Annotated in this window: 14 protein-coding genes; 1 reads left to right on the forward strand and 13 read right to left on the reverse strand. The window is 33.0% G+C overall.

The annotated features are described in order from the left end of the window. Window positions 1-194 precede the first annotated feature (194 nt). The 12 genes from brnQ to I6760_RS01855 form a co-directional block, all read right to left on the reverse strand. A complete protein-coding gene (brnQ, locus tag I6760_RS01800; protein ID WP_196592813.1) occupies window positions 195-1,565 on the reverse strand; it encodes a branched-chain amino acid transport system II carrier protein in 1,371 nt (456 codons plus the stop codon). Window positions 1,566-1,726: 161 nt separating this feature from the next. Continuing rightward, entirely contained in the window at window positions 1,727-4,405 is a 2,679-nt protein-coding gene (mngB, locus tag I6760_RS01805; RefSeq protein ID WP_196592814.1) for a mannosylglycerate hydrolase, read from the reverse strand. A gap of 81 nt (window positions 4,406-4,486) precedes the next feature. Next, window positions 4,487-4,678, reverse strand: a complete 192-nt coding sequence (locus I6760_RS01810) for a hypothetical protein (protein WP_196592815.1) — start codon at window positions 4,676-4,678, stop codon at window positions 4,487-4,489. 3 nt (window positions 4,679-4,681) lie between these two features. Continuing rightward, window positions 4,682-5,002, reverse strand: a complete 321-nt coding sequence (locus I6760_RS01815; protein WP_196592816.1) for a PTS fructose transporter subunit IIB — start codon at window positions 5,000-5,002, stop codon at window positions 4,682-4,684. Further along, a complete protein-coding gene (locus I6760_RS01820; protein WP_196592817.1) occupies window positions 5,002-5,454 on the reverse strand; it encodes a PTS sugar transporter subunit IIA in 453 nt (150 codons plus the stop codon). Before I6760_RS01820 ends, I6760_RS01815 begins: the two co-directional genes overlap by 1 nt. A 17-nt stretch (window positions 5,455-5,471) precedes the next feature. After that, on the reverse strand, window positions 5,472-7,373 hold the full coding sequence (locus tag I6760_RS01825; RefSeq protein WP_196592818.1) for a BglG family transcription antiterminator: 1,902 nt from the start codon (window positions 7,371-7,373) through the stop codon (window positions 5,472-5,474). Window positions 7,374-7,717: 344 nt separating this feature from the next. Further along, the gene (locus I6760_RS01830) at window positions 7,718-8,005 is read right to left on the reverse strand and encodes a hypothetical protein (protein WP_196594717.1); all 288 of its coding nucleotides are present in this window, start codon (window positions 8,003-8,005) and stop codon (window positions 7,718-7,720) included. 277 nt (window positions 8,006-8,282) lie between these two features. Continuing rightward, window positions 8,283-10,193: a BglG family transcription antiterminator gene (locus I6760_RS01835; protein WP_196592820.1), complete on the reverse strand. Its 1,911-nt coding sequence runs from the start codon at window positions 10,191-10,193 to the stop codon at window positions 8,283-8,285. 162 nt (window positions 10,194-10,355) lie between these two features. Continuing rightward, a complete protein-coding gene (locus I6760_RS01840) occupies window positions 10,356-10,688 on the reverse strand; it encodes a PTS lactose/cellobiose transporter subunit IIA (RefSeq protein WP_196592821.1) in 333 nt (110 codons plus the stop codon). 12 nt (window positions 10,689-10,700) lie between these two features. Then, window positions 10,701-11,000, reverse strand: coding sequence for a PTS sugar transporter subunit IIB (locus I6760_RS01845; protein ID WP_231036042.1), 300 nt, complete (start codon window positions 10,998-11,000; stop codon window positions 10,701-10,703). A gap of 2 nt (window positions 11,001-11,002) precedes the next feature. Continuing rightward, on the reverse strand, window positions 11,003-12,337 hold the full coding sequence (locus I6760_RS01850) for a PTS sugar transporter subunit IIC (RefSeq protein ID WP_231036043.1): 1,335 nt from the start codon (window positions 12,335-12,337) through the stop codon (window positions 11,003-11,005). A gap of 16 nt (window positions 12,338-12,353) precedes the next feature. Then, complete coding sequence (locus I6760_RS01855) at window positions 12,354-13,718, reverse strand: glycoside hydrolase family 1 protein (RefSeq protein ID WP_196592823.1); 1,365 nt, start codon at window positions 13,716-13,718, stop codon at window positions 12,354-12,356. A gap of 1,303 nt (window positions 13,719-15,021) precedes the next feature. Here I6760_RS01855 and I6760_RS01860 point away from each other — a divergent pair. Further along, complete coding sequence (locus I6760_RS01860) at window positions 15,022-15,549, forward strand: sigma-70 family RNA polymerase sigma factor (protein WP_196592824.1); 528 nt, start codon at window positions 15,022-15,024, stop codon at window positions 15,547-15,549. A gap of 42 nt (window positions 15,550-15,591) precedes the next feature. Here the strand turns inward: I6760_RS01860 and I6760_RS01865 are convergent, their stop codons facing one another. Beyond that, on the reverse strand, window positions 15,592-17,313 hold the full coding sequence (locus tag I6760_RS01865; protein WP_196592825.1) for a methyl-accepting chemotaxis protein: 1,722 nt from the start codon (window positions 17,311-17,313) through the stop codon (window positions 15,592-15,594). Window positions 17,314-17,514 lie beyond the last annotated feature (201 nt).

Genomic DNA, 17,514 nt, shown 5'->3' on the forward strand with positions numbered 1-17,514 from the left:
TATGAAATTTTTAACGAAGAAAACAATTTCTACTAAGGCAAAAAACGAAACTGCCACACCTAAATATTTTCCTTCATAAATATACAAATTGCCATTTTTATATCCATTGAAGAAACAGCAATAAAACTATATATTATAAAGTCCATGTTATTCATGTGACAGTTTCATATTTTTAAAATTCTATACTATAAAAGTCAGTAAGCCTTTGTAATTTTTTGCGATGAATTGCCCTTCGTTCGTAATAAACAGCCAATGATAAATCCAATGAGAGCAGGTATTGTCCACCCCATTCCTATATGGAAAAAAGGAATAAACGATTGATAAACAGATAAAATATACTGCACTATTCCAGTACTTTTTATTACAGCAGGCATACTGGATAAAGCATCACCACAGGCCGCAATTGCTGTAAAAATAGTAGTAGTCACATATACTATTTGTCTATGATTAAATAGTGGTGATAAGAATGATAACAATATCAATGTTATGCACAAGGGATATAGAAACATCAGTACAGGAACAGCCAGATTGATTATTGCTGTTAACCCTACATTACTTATTACAAAAGAAATTATTGTAAAAAGATATACATATTTCTTATAGCTAAGTAATGACGGAAACATTTTATGGAATATATCAGAACATGCCGTTATAAGACCAATAGATGTTTTTAAACAAGCTAATGTAACAATTACCGCCAAAAGGATATCTCCTGATGTTCCTAAATAATAACCAGCTATCTGGGCAAGTGCAATACCACCGTTAGCTGATATAGCAAGTTTATTAGTGCTGAAAGCTCCTATATAAGCAAGACAGGCATATATTGCACTCATTAATGCCAATGATATTATACCGGCTTTTAAAGTACCAATGGTGATATCACGCGGACTTTTTAACCCTAATTCACGTAGAGTATCTATTACTATAACGCCAAATACAAGTGAAGCAAGCGCATCCATTGTATTATAACCCTCAGTAAAGCCACGGAAAAAAGGACTTGAAGCATATGCGCCCTGTGCCGGTGCAGTTATTCCACTGCCCATCGGATCAATAAACGCTGTTATTATTAACACGGCAAGGAATAATAAAAATAACGGATTAAGTATTTTCCCAACCCACAATAATATTTTATTCGGTTTTAACGAAAATATTAAAGCAACTGAAAAAAATATTAGCGTAAAAACAAACAAAGCCAATGTTTTATTTGGTGCGGCAATAAATGGGGATAAACCAATTTCATATGAAACTGATCCAAGACGCGGCAGGGCAAAGATAGGTCCAATTGTCAAGTTTAAAAGGACTGTTAAAAAAATGGCGTATATTGGATGAACTCTGCTGGACAGTTCATGTAGATCAGCACACTGTGATACGCCTAACGCTATTATGCCTAAAAAAGGAAGTCCAACACCTGTTAAAAGAAAACCTAATACTACTGGTACGATATTTGTACCAGCTTCCTGTCCCATATGTACTGGAAAAATAAGATTGCCGGCACCAAAAAACAAGCCAAACAGCATAGAACCAACAAATATGTATGAGGACAGGGAAAGTTTACTGCGAGTCATTAAACTAGCACCTCTTTGATATAATATTTTTATATACAAAGTATATTCTATCACAAATGTAAAATATTATCATAAACATATTTCTTCATAATATTTTCCTGTTTTCATGCATATAAATATTTCCAGAACAGCAATAATAATTTTACCTGTCAACAGATGCTTCATTCCAAGCCGATAGTAGCAAATTTGCAATGTCTGATCTTAGGCAGATCCTTGCTATTACAATCCAGTTCAATAAAAACGTTACCATTTGTTGATTCATCTAAATGAAGCAGCCTGGCAGTATGAAAATTTGTCAGTCCATTTAATTCAGGCACTGCTATTTCATTAAGCAGTCCATTATAATATCGTAAAATAACCTTATTGCTGTTCTGGGCTTTCTTTAAAGCACTCATTACAACCCCCTTTCCTTTAAGCTCAAGTAAGCTATAACTATCAGGCAGATCTGTTATTGTATCTTCCTGTACAAAAATTAGCCGCCCATTCAAAAAATCTGCATATTCATATACTTGTATCGGTGAAAGGACTTCCTTCGCAACAGCAGCCATATCACTCATATTTATATTTCCCGGATAAATATAATATGAAAAATTAAATTTCCGTCTGCCTTTAAGTTGTGCTGCCGGTGTTGCAATAATTTTTTCTCCTGAAGCACGTCCTGGTCGGTATAATAGATTTTCCCGCCCCATATATCCATAACTTCTAAACAGCGTTAATGCAATTGTGTCAAAATCATTTCCGACAATCTGATATTCACGAACTCCTTTGGGTATAATACCACAGGTATGGGACTCATTACTCAATGCAGCAAAAGACTGCATCGGTTCAATGGTAAGGGGCATTTCATTCCATTCATCTTTATGTTTTTCCCACAAAGATAATTCAGGGCGCTTCACAGGTCGTTGTATCAAACCAAACTGCTGATCAGCTATAGAAAATTGAGCAGCAATACCAGTAGCAAATTTCACTATTAACCGATGTGATTCAGCTTTATTTTCTATTTCAAGGGAAAAATCAATTACACGGCTGTTTCGGCTTAATTTTACTTTCATTTTTACGGGCATGATAACCGTACATTTTTTCTGTGCCCTTTCTCTAAGATCGGCTGGAACCAACATAGAATACTCAATATAAGCTTCATCATATATATCAGAGTGCCTGCATTTACAGGCAGCTTTTACATTAAGCGATGAAATAATCATATCTTCATACGGCGGTGAATAGTTAAAAGAATCTCCATCATCGCCGTTTTCTTCAATTACAGCCTGTTGTTTATAAAGTCTGCTGGATTTTTTATCAAAAATATCCAATGACCCATTATTATTAATTTTTATTTCATAATGTTTATTAGTAATTACTTTATTACTGTTATTATTCAGCACTGCTTCACTGTTTTTTCCTAATTCCATATAAATCTGCTTATACCCCATTGCTGGCAGTGAATCTGCTTCCAGTAATATTTCTGCCAAATACACCCTATGCGGCATATAACATTTTTTACTGGGATTTAATCTTATTATTTGCGCTAATACATAATCAGTCATATCTTTTTTACCTAAAATTGTATAAGGAAGACTATTTCCCGCGGCATCTTTTAATGAAAATGGGGTTTCAGTAATATAAATTTCAGCGCGCACCAGTCCTGACCGTTTATACGGGACAGTATTAAAAAGAGTCAGTGTAATAGGAGTTTTTTCCCGCTCATTTTTTATCCTAACAGCAATCATACGTGAATGAATTTCTGTCAAATTTTCCGCAATATCCTTTGCTTGTTTATAACGCATGCAGACATCTTCATTTGTCGAATCACTCACACAGGAACCTATACTGTCATGGGCTGCATTTTCAAATAACAACTTCCAAATACTGTCAACTGCGCCTTGTGGATATTCATTGCCCAGGGAATTACTTATACTTAAAATGGGTTCCAATATATTGACCACATAATTTTGTACCTGTGTATTTAAAGTTTTAATATCTGGACGGGAAGAAAAAATACTTTTATGTATCCGCATCAGTTTCCCATTAACTAGTTCACCATGAATTTCTTCTAACCTGGGAGACTCTTTTTTTACAGCCTTAACATAATTTTCTATTGAACTTATCTCATAAAAATTTTTTTTATCAAGTTTGTTGGCTTTTTGTATCAATTCCGGCAGATTAGTACGCACCGGAGCCTGATCAAATCCATTTGGATAATATAACTGATCCGTTGATGCTCTCTTACCTATACGCTCAATGATATTAGTCTGTAGATATTTTTCCAGCTCATCGTCCTGCTCAGGAATATTCCCACCAATATTATATCCATAGGGAAGCTGATATGCGTTAATTACTGTGCCATCATCACCCCGCCATAAAAAATCTGTCTTTTGCACCTCATCATCTGATACCCCCCGCCAAAAAACTGTATCATCCATGCCAAAGTCTTTATAAATCTGCGGCATCTGCGCTGCTTGCCCAAAAGAATCAGGTACATAGCCAATATTCATGTATCCGCCTAATTTTTTACAATATGAAATGCCATATAGTAAGTTACGTACAATAGATTCTCCGCTGATAAGCAATAAATCTGTCTGTGTATACCACGGTCCTATTATTAGTTTTCCTGCTTCAACTAAATTCTTTATTCTCTTTCTGTCCTGCGGTTTCCACTGCAGATAATCTTCCAGCAGCGACGCCTGCGCATCAACTATAAAATATCTAAAATCTGGTTTATTCTCCAAAACGGTCATTACATCAGATAAGTTTTTCAATAAATATACTTTAGACCGTGATGTATTAAAATACCATTCTCTATCCCAATGAAAATGCGGTATTATGTGTACTTTTTTCCCCATAATGACTCCCTCTATAAGGCAATGTATCTTATTAATTACAGAAAATTGCTATTTTTTAGTTAAGTTATTCTATATCCAATATTATTTCATCATCATCTTTCCCCGAAGGAAAATTTTCGTTTGATTGGCATAAGGATCAAGGCTGGTTATGCCAAATCCCAAGCCAATAAGTTTAGGAATAGCAATAACTAAAGAAGCCCCTATTATCAACGGCAGCATATATGATATACCTGTCAATAAATGCATTTTTAAATCTTTAACAAATTTTATCATAAATTATCCCTCCTTATTTTCCCATAAAGCTATGCATTTTTTCAATACAGATTCTGGTTTTGCCAAAGCCGTATTAATTCCTACCCTGATAACTTTTTTCCCCTTAAACCGTTCCATTCCCGTTACTTTTTGGTCAGATGCTATTAATACAAAACTGGCATTTACTGCTTCTTCTTTACTGATTTTATTAATTGTACCCATAGCTCCCTGTTGTTCTATCTTTATATTTATATTCATTTTTTCGCCAGCATTTTCTAAAGCTCTTGCTGCCATTGGCGTATGTGCTAATCCTGCCGGGCATGCTGTTATTCCTACAATATTCATTATTTTCCCTCCATTTTTAATTGTAAAACATTTACTACTTTTTTACAGTCAAGTGCATTTTTTAAATCATCGCGAAATTCTTTTTCCATTAAACATACTGCCAATTTGGATAATATCTGCAAATGTGCATTCCCGCTATGCTTTTCTGGTATCAGCAGGCACAAAATATTAACCACATCACTCCCATCAAACGTGTCCCATTTTAATGGTTTGCTCAATCTCACATACAGCAGCGAAGGATGTTCTACTATACTGCTCTTAGCATGCGGAATAGCAAAACCATCCTGTAACCCTGTAGAAATTTCCTTTTCCCGCTTTTTAAGAACCTCCTTTAGCATATCCGGCTGTTTTGTAAGCCCAAGCTGCATTGCCTGCTTTGCTAAAAAGGTAAATACCTCTTCTTTATTTTCTGCAAACACTTCCAAAAAAATATTTTCAGAAGAAATTTTCATCCAATCACGTCCTTTACCTAATTAAACATTTTTACAAAAGAATCAAAGAATTTTGTAAAAGATTGTTCTCTTAATAAATTTTTTACCTCATTATTTTTTACTAAATAGTCATATAACTTTACTGCAATTGTATTCCATAAATACAACAGTGATTTTTCTATATTTATCAGGAAAATCACCTGGACCATATTATCATCCCATTGAATAGGCTTCGTAAGAACAAGGATTGCGATTGCTGAATTTTTCTGCCCATTTACTAATGGATGTGGCAATGCCACCAGATTTCCTATCTCTGTAGAAGATATTTTTTCTCTTGCAAATACTGAATCTCTGGTATTCTTAGTCATATAACCTGATTCCATAAGCTTTTTGGTCAAAAATTTTAATACAGCAACTTTATCAGGCAGCTCTTCCACAAAAAACCATTCTGGGCGGAACAATGTATTCAGATGCATTGATTCAATAACATCACTTTGAAACATTTTTGTTTCAATCCTTTGTAAATCTTCTTCATTACATAAATTATGCAGGCAAATTACCTTTTTACCATTTATATTAGTTAACGGTTCTGTTGTAATGACATAATCCACATTGCATAAAAGTTCATCACTGATATCATAACCAGGAATAGTTTTCTCGACATCTATGGACTCACCAAAACGTTCTTTTAATTTACTGCGCAATAATATAGCCACCCCCATTCCTGAATCACAAGCAATAATGACCTTTTTAGGCAGTTTAGACTGGTGTATTCCCTTGCGACTCAACGCCGCCCCAAAATGAATAGCAATATACCCTATTTCATCTTCATCGGCGGTAATACTTTCCATTTCGCGAATTACGCTGCCTGCTGCTATTGCCAAGCGGAATGCTAATGGATATTCGGCCTTTATATTTTCCAGTAATTCATTTTTTACCTGCATATGAAATTTCATTCGGCTCAATGCTACCTGCAGGTGCAGTGCCAAGCCATCAGCCAAACAATCATCTGCTGTAAAGTCTATGGCAAACTCCTTTTTTAATCTCATTAAAATACGTTTTACCATTCCCCCAACATATTTTTTCGACACCTTATCAATATTGGCAAAAAATTTCTTACTAGCAATCAAGTGCTGCGCAATATAATATATCTCATTACCGGAAAGATTTATCTGCATATTATCATATAAAGAAAAGGCAATATCTCTGGCAATACTATACTCTACCCGTTCAATAAAATTTTTTATTTCACTGATTGTATAAAACAAATCACATTGCAGCTTCGAACGTTGTATTGCCATTACAATATGCAGCTGTATCTCCTTTACTGCCTTATCTGTCAATTTTATAGAATGACTACTAAGGCTTTTCTGTATAATCATATCCAGCCTGCCACAATCAATGTTTCTGAATAAAAAAACCGCTGCAGATGATTTCTTATTATCGTGGCAATATTCAAATAAAAAACGCCTTAACTGTTTCTCTTCTCCTTCTATTTTTACCCCTTTGACTGAAGAACATATCTTTAAGTTATATTCCCTTAATATTTTACCGGCAGTTTTAAGCTGTTGTTTTAAGGTTGATACACTCATATATGTTTCCTCTGCCAACTTTATCTGAATTATCCACTTATCACATAAAACATTTTCTATAAGCTTATCCAGCAATAAAGTGATATCAGCTCCCATGTCCCATAATCTGTCCTGAAAAAAAACTTTTTGCAAAACTTCCATAGTATTCTCATCTGCATCCAGCATATATCCACTATGAGGAACAGCATTGACATGTGCATTATAATCAGCCAATATGCTTTGCAGTGTCTTCATATAATTTCTTACACTTCTTTCGGAACAGCCTGCTTGTGCTGCCAGCTCCGCCCCTGTCACTGGTTCTATCGCTTTTAGCAAAATTTGTAAGATTAATTTACTTGCTCTATTCATAAATCTCCCTCTTTACTTTCATTATAGCTATGTAAACTCAAAATCACAGATTAACTATTGCCGGTTAAATACGGCAAATATTACAAGCATAATATACACTTGCCGCATTATACTTTATTTACGGAAATTAAATCATGGACTATACCCATACATAAACTAAATTTACTCACGAAGAAAAATTAAGAAGCTATACTGATATAATCCATTTTACAGCATAGCTTCTTTTAAAGTCATATATTCAACCAGTAGCTCTTTCTTTTTTTGCTAGAACAACCATTTATTAATTTTCTCAGTTAATTCTCCTGCAACAGCAAAATCATGTCCATCTATCTGGCAGACCGGCATTATCCCCAACAAAGAATTAGTAACAAAAACATATTTTGCTGTAAATTCCCATTTATACCTAATACAGCAATATACATTATAGGCAGCTTATGATCAAATATATATATTCCATCATAAAATCCCAAAAAACAATCCGGCATTTTTACATCATCAATTGTAATATGCGGGATATTTTCAATAAAACATCCTATATCATAGCCAAAATATCCAACAGCACCACCAATAAATGCTAACTCTTTATAAGACACTGGCGGAAGTCCTTCTAATAACTTTCTTAAATACTGCAGATGATTTCCTTCTAAGACTTTTTATGTGACATCAGCATATTTTAATTCACATTAGTCAGATTTTTTAAATAATGTCCTAATAAATACGTAAATGAATCATAGTTATCTATCATTAAAAGCAATCTTGTCCCCCTTATAATATTTTTTGCTGATTATCTATCTTATTAGCATAATATAATAAATAAAAAAAACCTCCCTACCATTCATGAATATTTTTAATAACAAATTTATATTCATGCCGCTTCGGAAAGTTTTTTTCAATATATAATAATTCATATTACACCAGCAAATGCTTAAATTCCTCAAAAGAATTACATTTTTTTAGTTCCTCTATCATAAGTGGCGTAGAAAAAATAGAAATAAGTGATTCATAAAGTTTTCGGAAAATTCTAACATGTATCTTGTTTATCGCCAGCAAAAATACAACATGTACTATATTTTTATCATCGCCCCATTTTATCCCTTTTTTTGATATAACTATAGAAACGCAGGTCTTTATTGCATCCATTTGGACAGAATGAGGTATTGCTATACCGTCAAAAGCCGTATTTGCCGCTCTTTCTCTTTGGAATATGTTATCCTTAAATCCCTTTTCCACATATTTTAATAACTTGAGGTTATTGCAAAGAAATTCAATGACTTCTTCTCTGGAATTATAAGGAATATCAGAAAAAAATAGTCTTTTTTCAAAATGCTCATCAAAATATCTTTTTAAAAGTCTGTTTTTCCTATTTTTCCATACATTATTAATAGCATCCTGGATAGAACCAAGACTATTTTCAATAGCATAGGGAAAGATTTCTACTACGCTCCTGTTTGCATAGGCCGATGGCAATTTGATTCCCGTAAATAAAATATCATAGGACATTTTATTTAAATCATCTATATTATATGCAATGTCCACAATATTTAACTGGTTGCCAAAATTTATCATCAATTTATTTCGAAGGTAATTAGTTATATTCAAATAATTAGGACAAAAGATAACTGCATTGAGTTTGTCCTGTGTTTTATTCTGCCTTTCTATTTCACCGGCAATGTGTATAGCCAAAAAAGCCGTTTCATCTTCTATTATATCCACTTGAAAATCTTTTTTAAGGCATAATGAAACATATATAGCAATATCATATATTATAGGATTTTCTGTTTTTATGACCATGGTCATAGGATTGCTGATCATTTTATTTTCTCTGATGCGGAAAAGCAGATTACGTACATGAAGAGAAAAAGGAATAATAAAAGACTTATTGGACAAATCTATAAAATACATTTTAGCAATAGATTTTATATATAGATTTATCTTATTAATAAGCTCTCTGCCTATTATATTCACAAGCTCCTTCATCGACTTAGGATATGATATTATCGTATTTGATTTTATGAGCAGATATATATCATATCTATCTGCTTTATCCCATGAAACAGCAAATTCATTTTGTAATTTCATGCATAAAAGTTCACATAGATGGTTATCCATATCACTGCTAATCTTATTATTATTTTTCGCAAATGTAACATTTTTATTGTTCTTTTTACAATCTATCATAATCGCTAAGTGCAACAATACAAAATTAAAACCAAAATCATTTATATAAATATCATGACTCACAAAAAATGACTGCATTAATGCGGCCAGACCATCAATATCGACTTTATTAAAATATGTTCGCAGCTGGTAAATATCCATAAAAAAGTTTTTCCCATTATTGTATATCCAGTTGCTAACCATTTTACGCACTTTTTTTTCTTGTCCATGCAGATAAACTTGTTCATTTTTAACTGAAACAGTAACTTCATATGGTGAAAAAATCTTGTTGAGCTTGGAAAAATCTCCCATTAACGTAGAATAACCTATATGCAGTTCCTCACATAAATCAAATACATCAATAGGGTTATCATGCGTCATTAATATTTTTTTTATTATATACTTACGTCTTTGCTCTGAACTTACACCTGTATATTCATTATTTTCCTGACTTAAAATATTTTTTACTGAACATTGCGGATTAATTTTATAGCCTCTGTTAGTAGATATAATAATTTTTTTGCCATGCTGCATATTAAATTTTTTTATATAACTTTTAACAGTGCGCATACTGACTTCAAAATGTGCCGCTATTTTTTTACTGCTGACAAAATCATGCTGCTTACTCAAAAACAGAAAAATATCCAGAGATTTTATAACCATATACAAATCACCTCCTAATGATTGAATATAAAAACCATATCATATCTTCATATATTTCGCATCAACCACAAATAGATTTCCAGCTTCCAGATAAAATCCATATTAACCTGGAAGTCGGAAATCATTATGCGTTATATACTAATCTTTTATAATAAACTTTATTTAAACAGTTTTTTTAGCCAGCTCTTCATCCATATGCTTATAAACTTTAATAAATGATTCAGCAATAATTTTAAACATTTCTGCACCGATAAGCAAATCTTCGGCATGGATAAGCAAAAGTGATGTATTATTTTTTTTGCCGGCTGCTTCATTTTGCACTAGTTTAAAATGAACTTTATGTCCATCAGCATAAACTTTATCCCCTTCAGCTATTGCCTGGGCCGCTTTAGCAAAGTCTTTTTTTTCTGCCCAGTTTATTGCTTCTATATAAGCCGAACGTGCTGCCCCTGCATTTGATATTAACTCAAAGAATTGTAATTCATTATCTTCCATTGTTTTTCCTCCTCAACCCAATATTGATAGAGCCCATTTTAAAACTTTTTCTCCCTGCATACGACCATAATCAGCTATACTGATAACTTCTACCGGTTTTTCTCCCAGCATTTTTTTATATTCTTTATATTTAAATTTCAATTGCGGACCCAATAATACAATATCAGCTTCAGCAAAATTATTATGAGCTTCTGCTTCCGATACAGCCCAGATCCTTACTGTTATATCATTTTTCTCAGCAGCTTTTTCCATTTTCTGGACCAAAAGACTGGTTGACATTCCCGATAAACAAACTAATAAAATATTTTTCATTATTATTCATCCTTTCCTTCACTCTGTACATCCAATTCATAAGTTCTTATCGCTACTTTTTCACTTATCTTCAAAAACGGAATATAAAACAAGGTCGTAACTGCAATGATAATTATTTGTACTAAAACAACTTTCCAGTCACCACCACTGGATAAAAATCCTGATATTAACGGGGGTGTTGTCCATGGAACAAATATGAACAACGGCTTTATAAAACCTATAGCTGTTGCAAAATAGCCTATACATGCTCCGATAATTGGCGATAAAACAAAAGGTATCATCATAGGAATATTAAACACGATCGGCAAGCCGAAAATTATTGGTTCATTTATTTCAAAAATACCAGGAGTAAGCCCTAATTTTGCTACTTCATTATAAGGTTTATATTTGTTAAATAAAAAGATTGCCAATAATAATGAAATTGTTAACCCTGTTCCTCCCATTTGCGCAAAACAAGTCTGAAAATCTGAATTTATAATATGCATGGCCTGATGACCAGCCTGGACTGCCTGCATATTTTCATTCATATTTACCAGCATTATTGGGTCAAGCAGGGAACCATTTATTACAGATTGATGTATCCCTAAGGAAAATAATATATTACCACAAGAATATATCAACAAATACCCCGGCAAAGATGTATTAACCTGGCGCAACGGTTCCTGCACTAAAGTCGATATTACCTTGATAAGATCAGTATGCATTGCTACCTGCATAAAAGCAGATATAACACCCATGATTATAAGCGTGATCATTGATGATAAGAGGACACTAAATGTCTTTCCAACTTGAGGTGGAACACCTTCCGGCATATTTATCTGCAAATGCTTCAATTCCGTAAGTTTTACATACAGCATAGACGATACAAGCCCTATTATAATACCTGCAAACATGCCTTTTGTCCCTATATGATTAAACGATAATACACTATTCATGACAGATACGGCTTCTTTACTGCCATCAGGAGTTACAAGCACAGTGCTTGACATCATGATAATCAAGCTGGACAGCGAAATGACTACTGTAGAAATAGGATTCTTAAATTCCTTATTTACTGAATAAATATATGCTATCATTACTGATATTAAAAGCCCGGCAATATTCAGTGTCCCATTAGTCAATACATTACCAAACACCTGTAAATGCTTTAATTCTTCTCCACTGGAAACCAAAGGAAAAATAACGTTATTTATAAGAACTGCTAAACCAGCCAATATAAATACCGGCATGATAGTTATAAATGAATCTCTCAGCGTACGCAAATAAATGTTATTTCCTACTTTTACTGCTATCTCGGCAAATTTATCGGTCATTGCAGAAAATCTTTCATTATCCATGATTTATCGCCCCCTATTACAAATTTTGTCCATTAGTTTTAATCAGACCCTTGAACCAATAATAACTTTTTTTAGGTACACGCTTCATATCGCGCAAATCATGATTTCCTCTGTTAACATAAACAACGCCATATCTCTTTTCCATATCTCCCTGAGAACTCAATATATCAATAAGCCCCCATCCTAAATAACCTATCACAGCTACACCATCCTTATTTATTGCTTCAAACATAGCTTTGATATGATCTGAATGATATTTAATCCGATAATCATCCTGAATGATATTTTTCCCATCCCATTCTTCTCTTACCCCGATACCATTTTCTATTGGGAATACCGGCATACGATAACGCTGATACATTTTATTCAAAACATCCCTAAAACCTAAAGCATCTATTTGCCAGCCCCACTCTGTTTCATCTACATGCGGATTCTTAGTCTTACCTTTAGCTAAATAATAATTAGGTATCGTTTTATCTGCTATTTTCGTTGAATCCACCGTTGTTGAAGCATAATAGCTGAAACTAAGAAAATCATTTTTTAAAGCTTTAATATCATCCATTTCTTCTGGTAATGCTTTCATATCAATGCCATAAAATTTTACACCTTTAAGCATTGCTATAGAATAGCCCTTACCCGCATAACAATCTAAAAGAGAAAAATTGATAAATTCATCCCATTCTCTGGCACACTTAATATCTGCTGGCCTGCATGTTGCTGGATATACTTCACTATAAGCCAGCATTCCACCAATTTTTGCATCTGAAACCTCATGGACAAAATTAGAGATACGTGCATGGGCTGTCATTACATTATGGATTATCTGATATAACTCATCGGTTGTTTTTTCACCCTTCACATATCCGGCTATTTTAAAAGCAATATCGGGTTGCGAATAAAGATTCTGCTCATTAAAGGTAATCCACCATTTACACTTTTTAGCAAAACGCCTTACCATTTCTTTACCAAACCGGACAAATGCATCCACTACTTTTTTATCAAGAAAACCATTATACTTTTCTGCTAGATGCAATGGCATATCAAAATGATATAAGCAAATCATTGGTTCAATACCACGCTTTATGAGCTCATCTATAAACCGATTATAATAGGCTATCCCTTCTTCGTTCCATGCACCATCGCCATCTTTTACTACTCTTGACCAACTTATCTGAAAACGATACATATTCATTCCCATATCTTGCATCAAATCAAAATCTTCCGTAAAATCATTATAATTATTATTAGCAAAATGCCAATCACTGGCATCTTCAGATGCTTTTCTTATATCATAGACTGATAAGCTTTTATCACCTTCATTCCAACCACCTTCAGTCTGCATACTACTGACACTGTTTCCCCAAAAAAATTTATCTGTCATTATATGTTCCTCCTTTATTGTCTTGTTTATATGTGTATCTTACAGTACATCCCATTAATCACTCAACTTCTCTTTTGCACTACACAGTGCAAAATAACTGCATAAATAATATCACTACACATTATTTAACATATAAAATTAATAATATTTTTTATTATTACATACATTTTAAACCATTCAATTACTGCTTGATTATATACATAAAATCCATTAATTAAAGAAATATTAATTTCAGACTTTTTTCAGTAAACTGTCACAAGAAAAACACACATTTGATTATAAATAGTGTATAATACTATTTATAGATAGTAAATAGTTACTTACTATTATACATATTTTGCAACCATCACCAGCATGGTCATATATTGGCTCCCCCGTCAGTATCCACCCATCTGGATTATGATTCATGTATTGGTGAGATAACATATATAATAAGACTGCTGTGTAAGCACATTCATCATCATATATTAATTGAAATCACCCCTTCCCTGGTCTTTTAAGCTGCCTGCCAAAACCCACAGCCAGCTATTGATTTTGATAATTATATTTAATGAATCAATGCTTTATGCAACAGTCTTATTTTTGCCCATAAAAAAATGCCTTATCTGGTATGAGTAAAATCTTATCAGATGAGGCATTTTTATTAAAAAATAACTTTTATTTAAAATATATTGTTTAAGAAAAGTACATAAGCGCGGCCTAATTTTATAAAATTATAATTACAAAAATTTATGAGCTCATATTATCACAAGACTAAATAACAGTGACATTGATATATATCATTTATAAAATATTTTATGAGTTAACCAAATATTTTTTACCATTCTTGCAATCAGCATAAGCACAATTTATATGATTATTGCTGCATTCCCAGCAGTATTCACATTCTCTATTATCAACCCGAATCCCCGATTTTGTTTTTTTGTACGTAATCCACAGCATAACATTGTATTTTTTTAATTTGCAATAATGTACTTCTCTTTGGGAAAAAAGATATTTTGGCATAACAGGACTTCTTTCTTATTAGACCGTACTGTACCTTTATCATTAATTCTATATTTCTAAGGTAAAAGCCTTTATTTATTTGTTATTTCATAAGAAATATCTATAAATTAATTTTTATGCAACATATCAACGAAAAATAGAAACTGTAAAATCATATTTGTTATTATTAATTATTTAATTTTTCATATTATTCAATCTTATTAAGAATAAGGGATTATTTGTCTACTAAAAAAATGCTATCTATTTTAAAGATAAGCGCTAATTTACGGGAAACCGGTTTCTCACTAAAGGTGAGAATATGTATAAAAAAAGTTCTAATGAACTCAATTTCAGCAAAATTTTCAAGGATTACCAAGGTCTGCTTCACAAGGCTGCCAGTCAAAACCATCTTCGTCCCATTTATGAAGAAGCTTATGCCTGTGCTTCAGTAAGTCTTTATGAGGCGCTACAAAACTATGACAAAAACCGAAAAATTCCTTTTCCTGGCTATGCAAAGGCAAAAATTTACAGTGATCTGCGAACATTATTCAAAAAATATCGTCGTAATTGGCAGAGAGAAACTCCTGTTAATACCAATGCCAATAGTACGGAAGCTAAATATATACTCCATCACAATGCATATTTCATAGAAAATAATATTATTAATAAAACTATATTAATAAATGCACTGCAGCAGTTATCAACACAACAGCAAAAAATAATAAAATATACTATTATAGTTGGATATACGCAAAAAGAAACAGCTAGATTATTAAATATTTCTCAGCAAGCTGTAGCAGCAAATAAAAAACATGCCCTAGCTATTTTAAAAAAATTATTGTCTTAAACAAAAAAGTGCCGTTTCAACGGCACTTTTTTGTTTAAATATTTATATTTTAAATTTATTTATGGCATTTTGCAGATTTTCTGCTAATTGTGCCAGATGTGTACTTGCTGTGGCAATTTCCTGAACAACCGAAGACTGCTGTTCAGCAGCTGCTGATATCGTTTCTGTTTCTTCTGCTGTCTTTTGACTTTCGCCTTTTACATTCTGCGCAGAATTTATTACCTCATCGCTTCCTGCTGTTAATTCTTCTGCTGCTGCTGATATATCCTGTATTTCCCCTGATATTGATTGAACCATCTGCAGTATTTCGTTGAAATTTCTACCGGCAATATTCACCAGTTCACTACCATTCTCAACTTCACGCTTACTTTCATTCATAAATACAATAGCTGACCTTGTCTTAGCCTGCACATCATCTATAATAGTAACAATATCCTTTGTTGCCATGGCTGACTGTTCAGCAAGTTTTCTGACTTCATCAGCTACCACAGCAAATCCTCGTCCCGCTGAACCAGCACGAGCAGCCTCTATTGCTGCATTGAGTGCCAAAAGGTTAGTCTGTTCTGCTATATCTGAAATCAGTTTTACAATCTTATCAATTTGCTTTGATTTTTCGCCCAAATTTTCAATAACATCGGCTGTATCATCCGTTTTACTGCCGATAGTTTTCATCTGTTCTACCGCTTTATTAATAACTTCATGTCCCTTATTTGCTGCTTCTGATGTCTGTTCTGCTGAACCTGCCACTTCTACAGTGCTACTAGTAACCTGATGAATACCTTTGGCCATTTCCTCTACCACCTGATTAGTGGCAATTGCTATTTCTAACTGCCGATTTGCTCCCGCCGCGACTTCTGTAATTGAATCAGCTATTTGATTAGTTGCCAAAGAAGATTGTTCTGCACTGGCTGTCAATTCTTCTGATGCAGCAGCAAGCTGTTCAGAAGTAGTTAATAACTGTTTAATAAGTGTTCGTACATTACGATTCATCTGATCAATTGATTTAGCTAAAAAACCAAATTCACTTTTATCTTCAAGATGTTTTTTAGCTACATCATTAGAAAAATCACCCGAGGCAATTTTATCTAGGAATTCAGTAGATTCGCTTAAACGTCCTATCACCTGTTTTATGATCAACCAGCCTAATGCTGCTCCTATCAAAATAGATGCTAAAATTATAATTATAAAAAATATCCGCATTTGTTCCAAATCTGCATCCGATTTTTGTTTCATTTCCTTTGCTTCATTTTTAGCTATTGTTGTCATGTCTGTCAGTATACCTGTAGTTTTAGCAGCAAGGTCAGTGACATTGGCCTGATAATATACATAGGCTTCCTGATTTTTACCACTTCTTACCATATCCATTGCTATATTATTTTCTTTCTTATATCTAACCAAAATTTTGTTCAATGCATCCATTTTTTCTTTTTGTGCCGAACTTAAGGACATAGAATTAAACTGTTCAATATTTTTTGTATATATTTTTCTCATATTGTCAATTTCTGCAAAGAGCCGCTCATTTTCTTTTTTATCTTTTGTTAAAATAATTTCAAATAAATCACTTTGTATCCTGCCGATATATACACGGTTTTGATAGGCCAAATCAATTTCTGTCATGTTTCCATTATATATCTTGTTAGTATTCTCATTGCTCTTTTTCAAATCAAGGTAACCTATACTTCCCACAATGAGGATTGCTGCACTGAAAATAATGATTAATAAGCCTAATTTTTGTTTGATCCTTAAATTATCAAACCATTCCATTTTATTCACCCCTATTTTCCTAATGTTACAAGATTAATTTTGCCTGATCCTTTCATTTATAATAATACAGGATACAAGTCAACATTGATTCTTCTAAAAGATAAAAGATTTTATTCAATATATTCTATATACTGTTTTGTATTCCTTTTTTTAATGTGCCTAGTCAACAGAGTAATATTAGAAAAACTGCTTTTATATGGA

It is taken from the genome of Pectinatus sottacetonis, from assembly GCF_015732155.1.
GTDB classification, from domain to species: Bacteria; Bacillota; Negativicutes; order Selenomonadales; family Selenomonadaceae; genus Pectinatus; species Pectinatus sottacetonis.

Excerpts from the sequence above, each read along its gene's own strand:
- I6760_RS01810 (WP_196592815.1), bottom strand. The coding sequence starts at position 4,678 with ATGATAAAATTTGTTAAAGATTTAAAAATGCATTTATTGACAGGTATA.
- I6760_RS01855 (WP_196592823.1), bottom strand. The coding sequence starts at position 13,718 with ATGACAGATAAATTTTTTTGGGGAAACAGTGTCAGTAGTATGCAGACT.
- I6760_RS01820 (WP_196592817.1), bottom strand. The coding sequence starts at position 5,454 with ATGAAAATTTCTTCTGAAAATATTTTTTTGGAAGTGTTTGCAGAAAAT.
- I6760_RS01850 (WP_231036043.1), bottom strand. The coding sequence starts at position 12,337 with ATGGATAATGAAAGATTTTCTGCAATGACCGATAAATTTGCCGAGATA.
- I6760_RS01865 (WP_196592825.1), bottom strand. The coding sequence starts at position 17,313 with ATGGAATGGTTTGATAATTTAAGGATCAAACAAAAATTAGGCTTATTA.
- I6760_RS01860 (WP_196592824.1), top strand. The coding sequence starts at position 15,022 with ATGTATAAAAAAAGTTCTAATGAACTCAATTTCAGCAAAATTTTCAAG.
- brnQ (WP_196592813.1), bottom strand. The coding sequence starts at position 1,565 with ATGACTCGCAGTAAACTTTCCCTGTCCTCATACATATTTGTTGGTTCT.
- I6760_RS01840 (WP_196592821.1), bottom strand. The coding sequence starts at position 10,688 with ATGGAAGATAATGAATTACAATTCTTTGAGTTAATATCAAATGCAGGG.
- mngB (WP_196592814.1), bottom strand. The coding sequence starts at position 4,405 with ATGGGGAAAAAAGTACACATAATACCGCATTTTCATTGGGATAGAGAA.
- I6760_RS01815 (WP_196592816.1), bottom strand. The coding sequence starts at position 5,002 with ATGAATATTGTAGGAATAACAGCATGCCCGGCAGGATTAGCACATACG.
- I6760_RS01845 (WP_231036042.1), bottom strand. The coding sequence starts at position 11,000 with ATGAAAAATATTTTATTAGTTTGTTTATCGGGAATGTCAACCAGTCTT.
- I6760_RS01825 (WP_196592818.1), bottom strand. The coding sequence starts at position 7,373 with ATGAATAGAGCAAGTAAATTAATCTTACAAATTTTGCTAAAAGCGATA.
- I6760_RS01835 (WP_196592820.1), bottom strand. The coding sequence starts at position 10,193 with ATGGTTATAAAATCTCTGGATATTTTTCTGTTTTTGAGTAAGCAGCAT.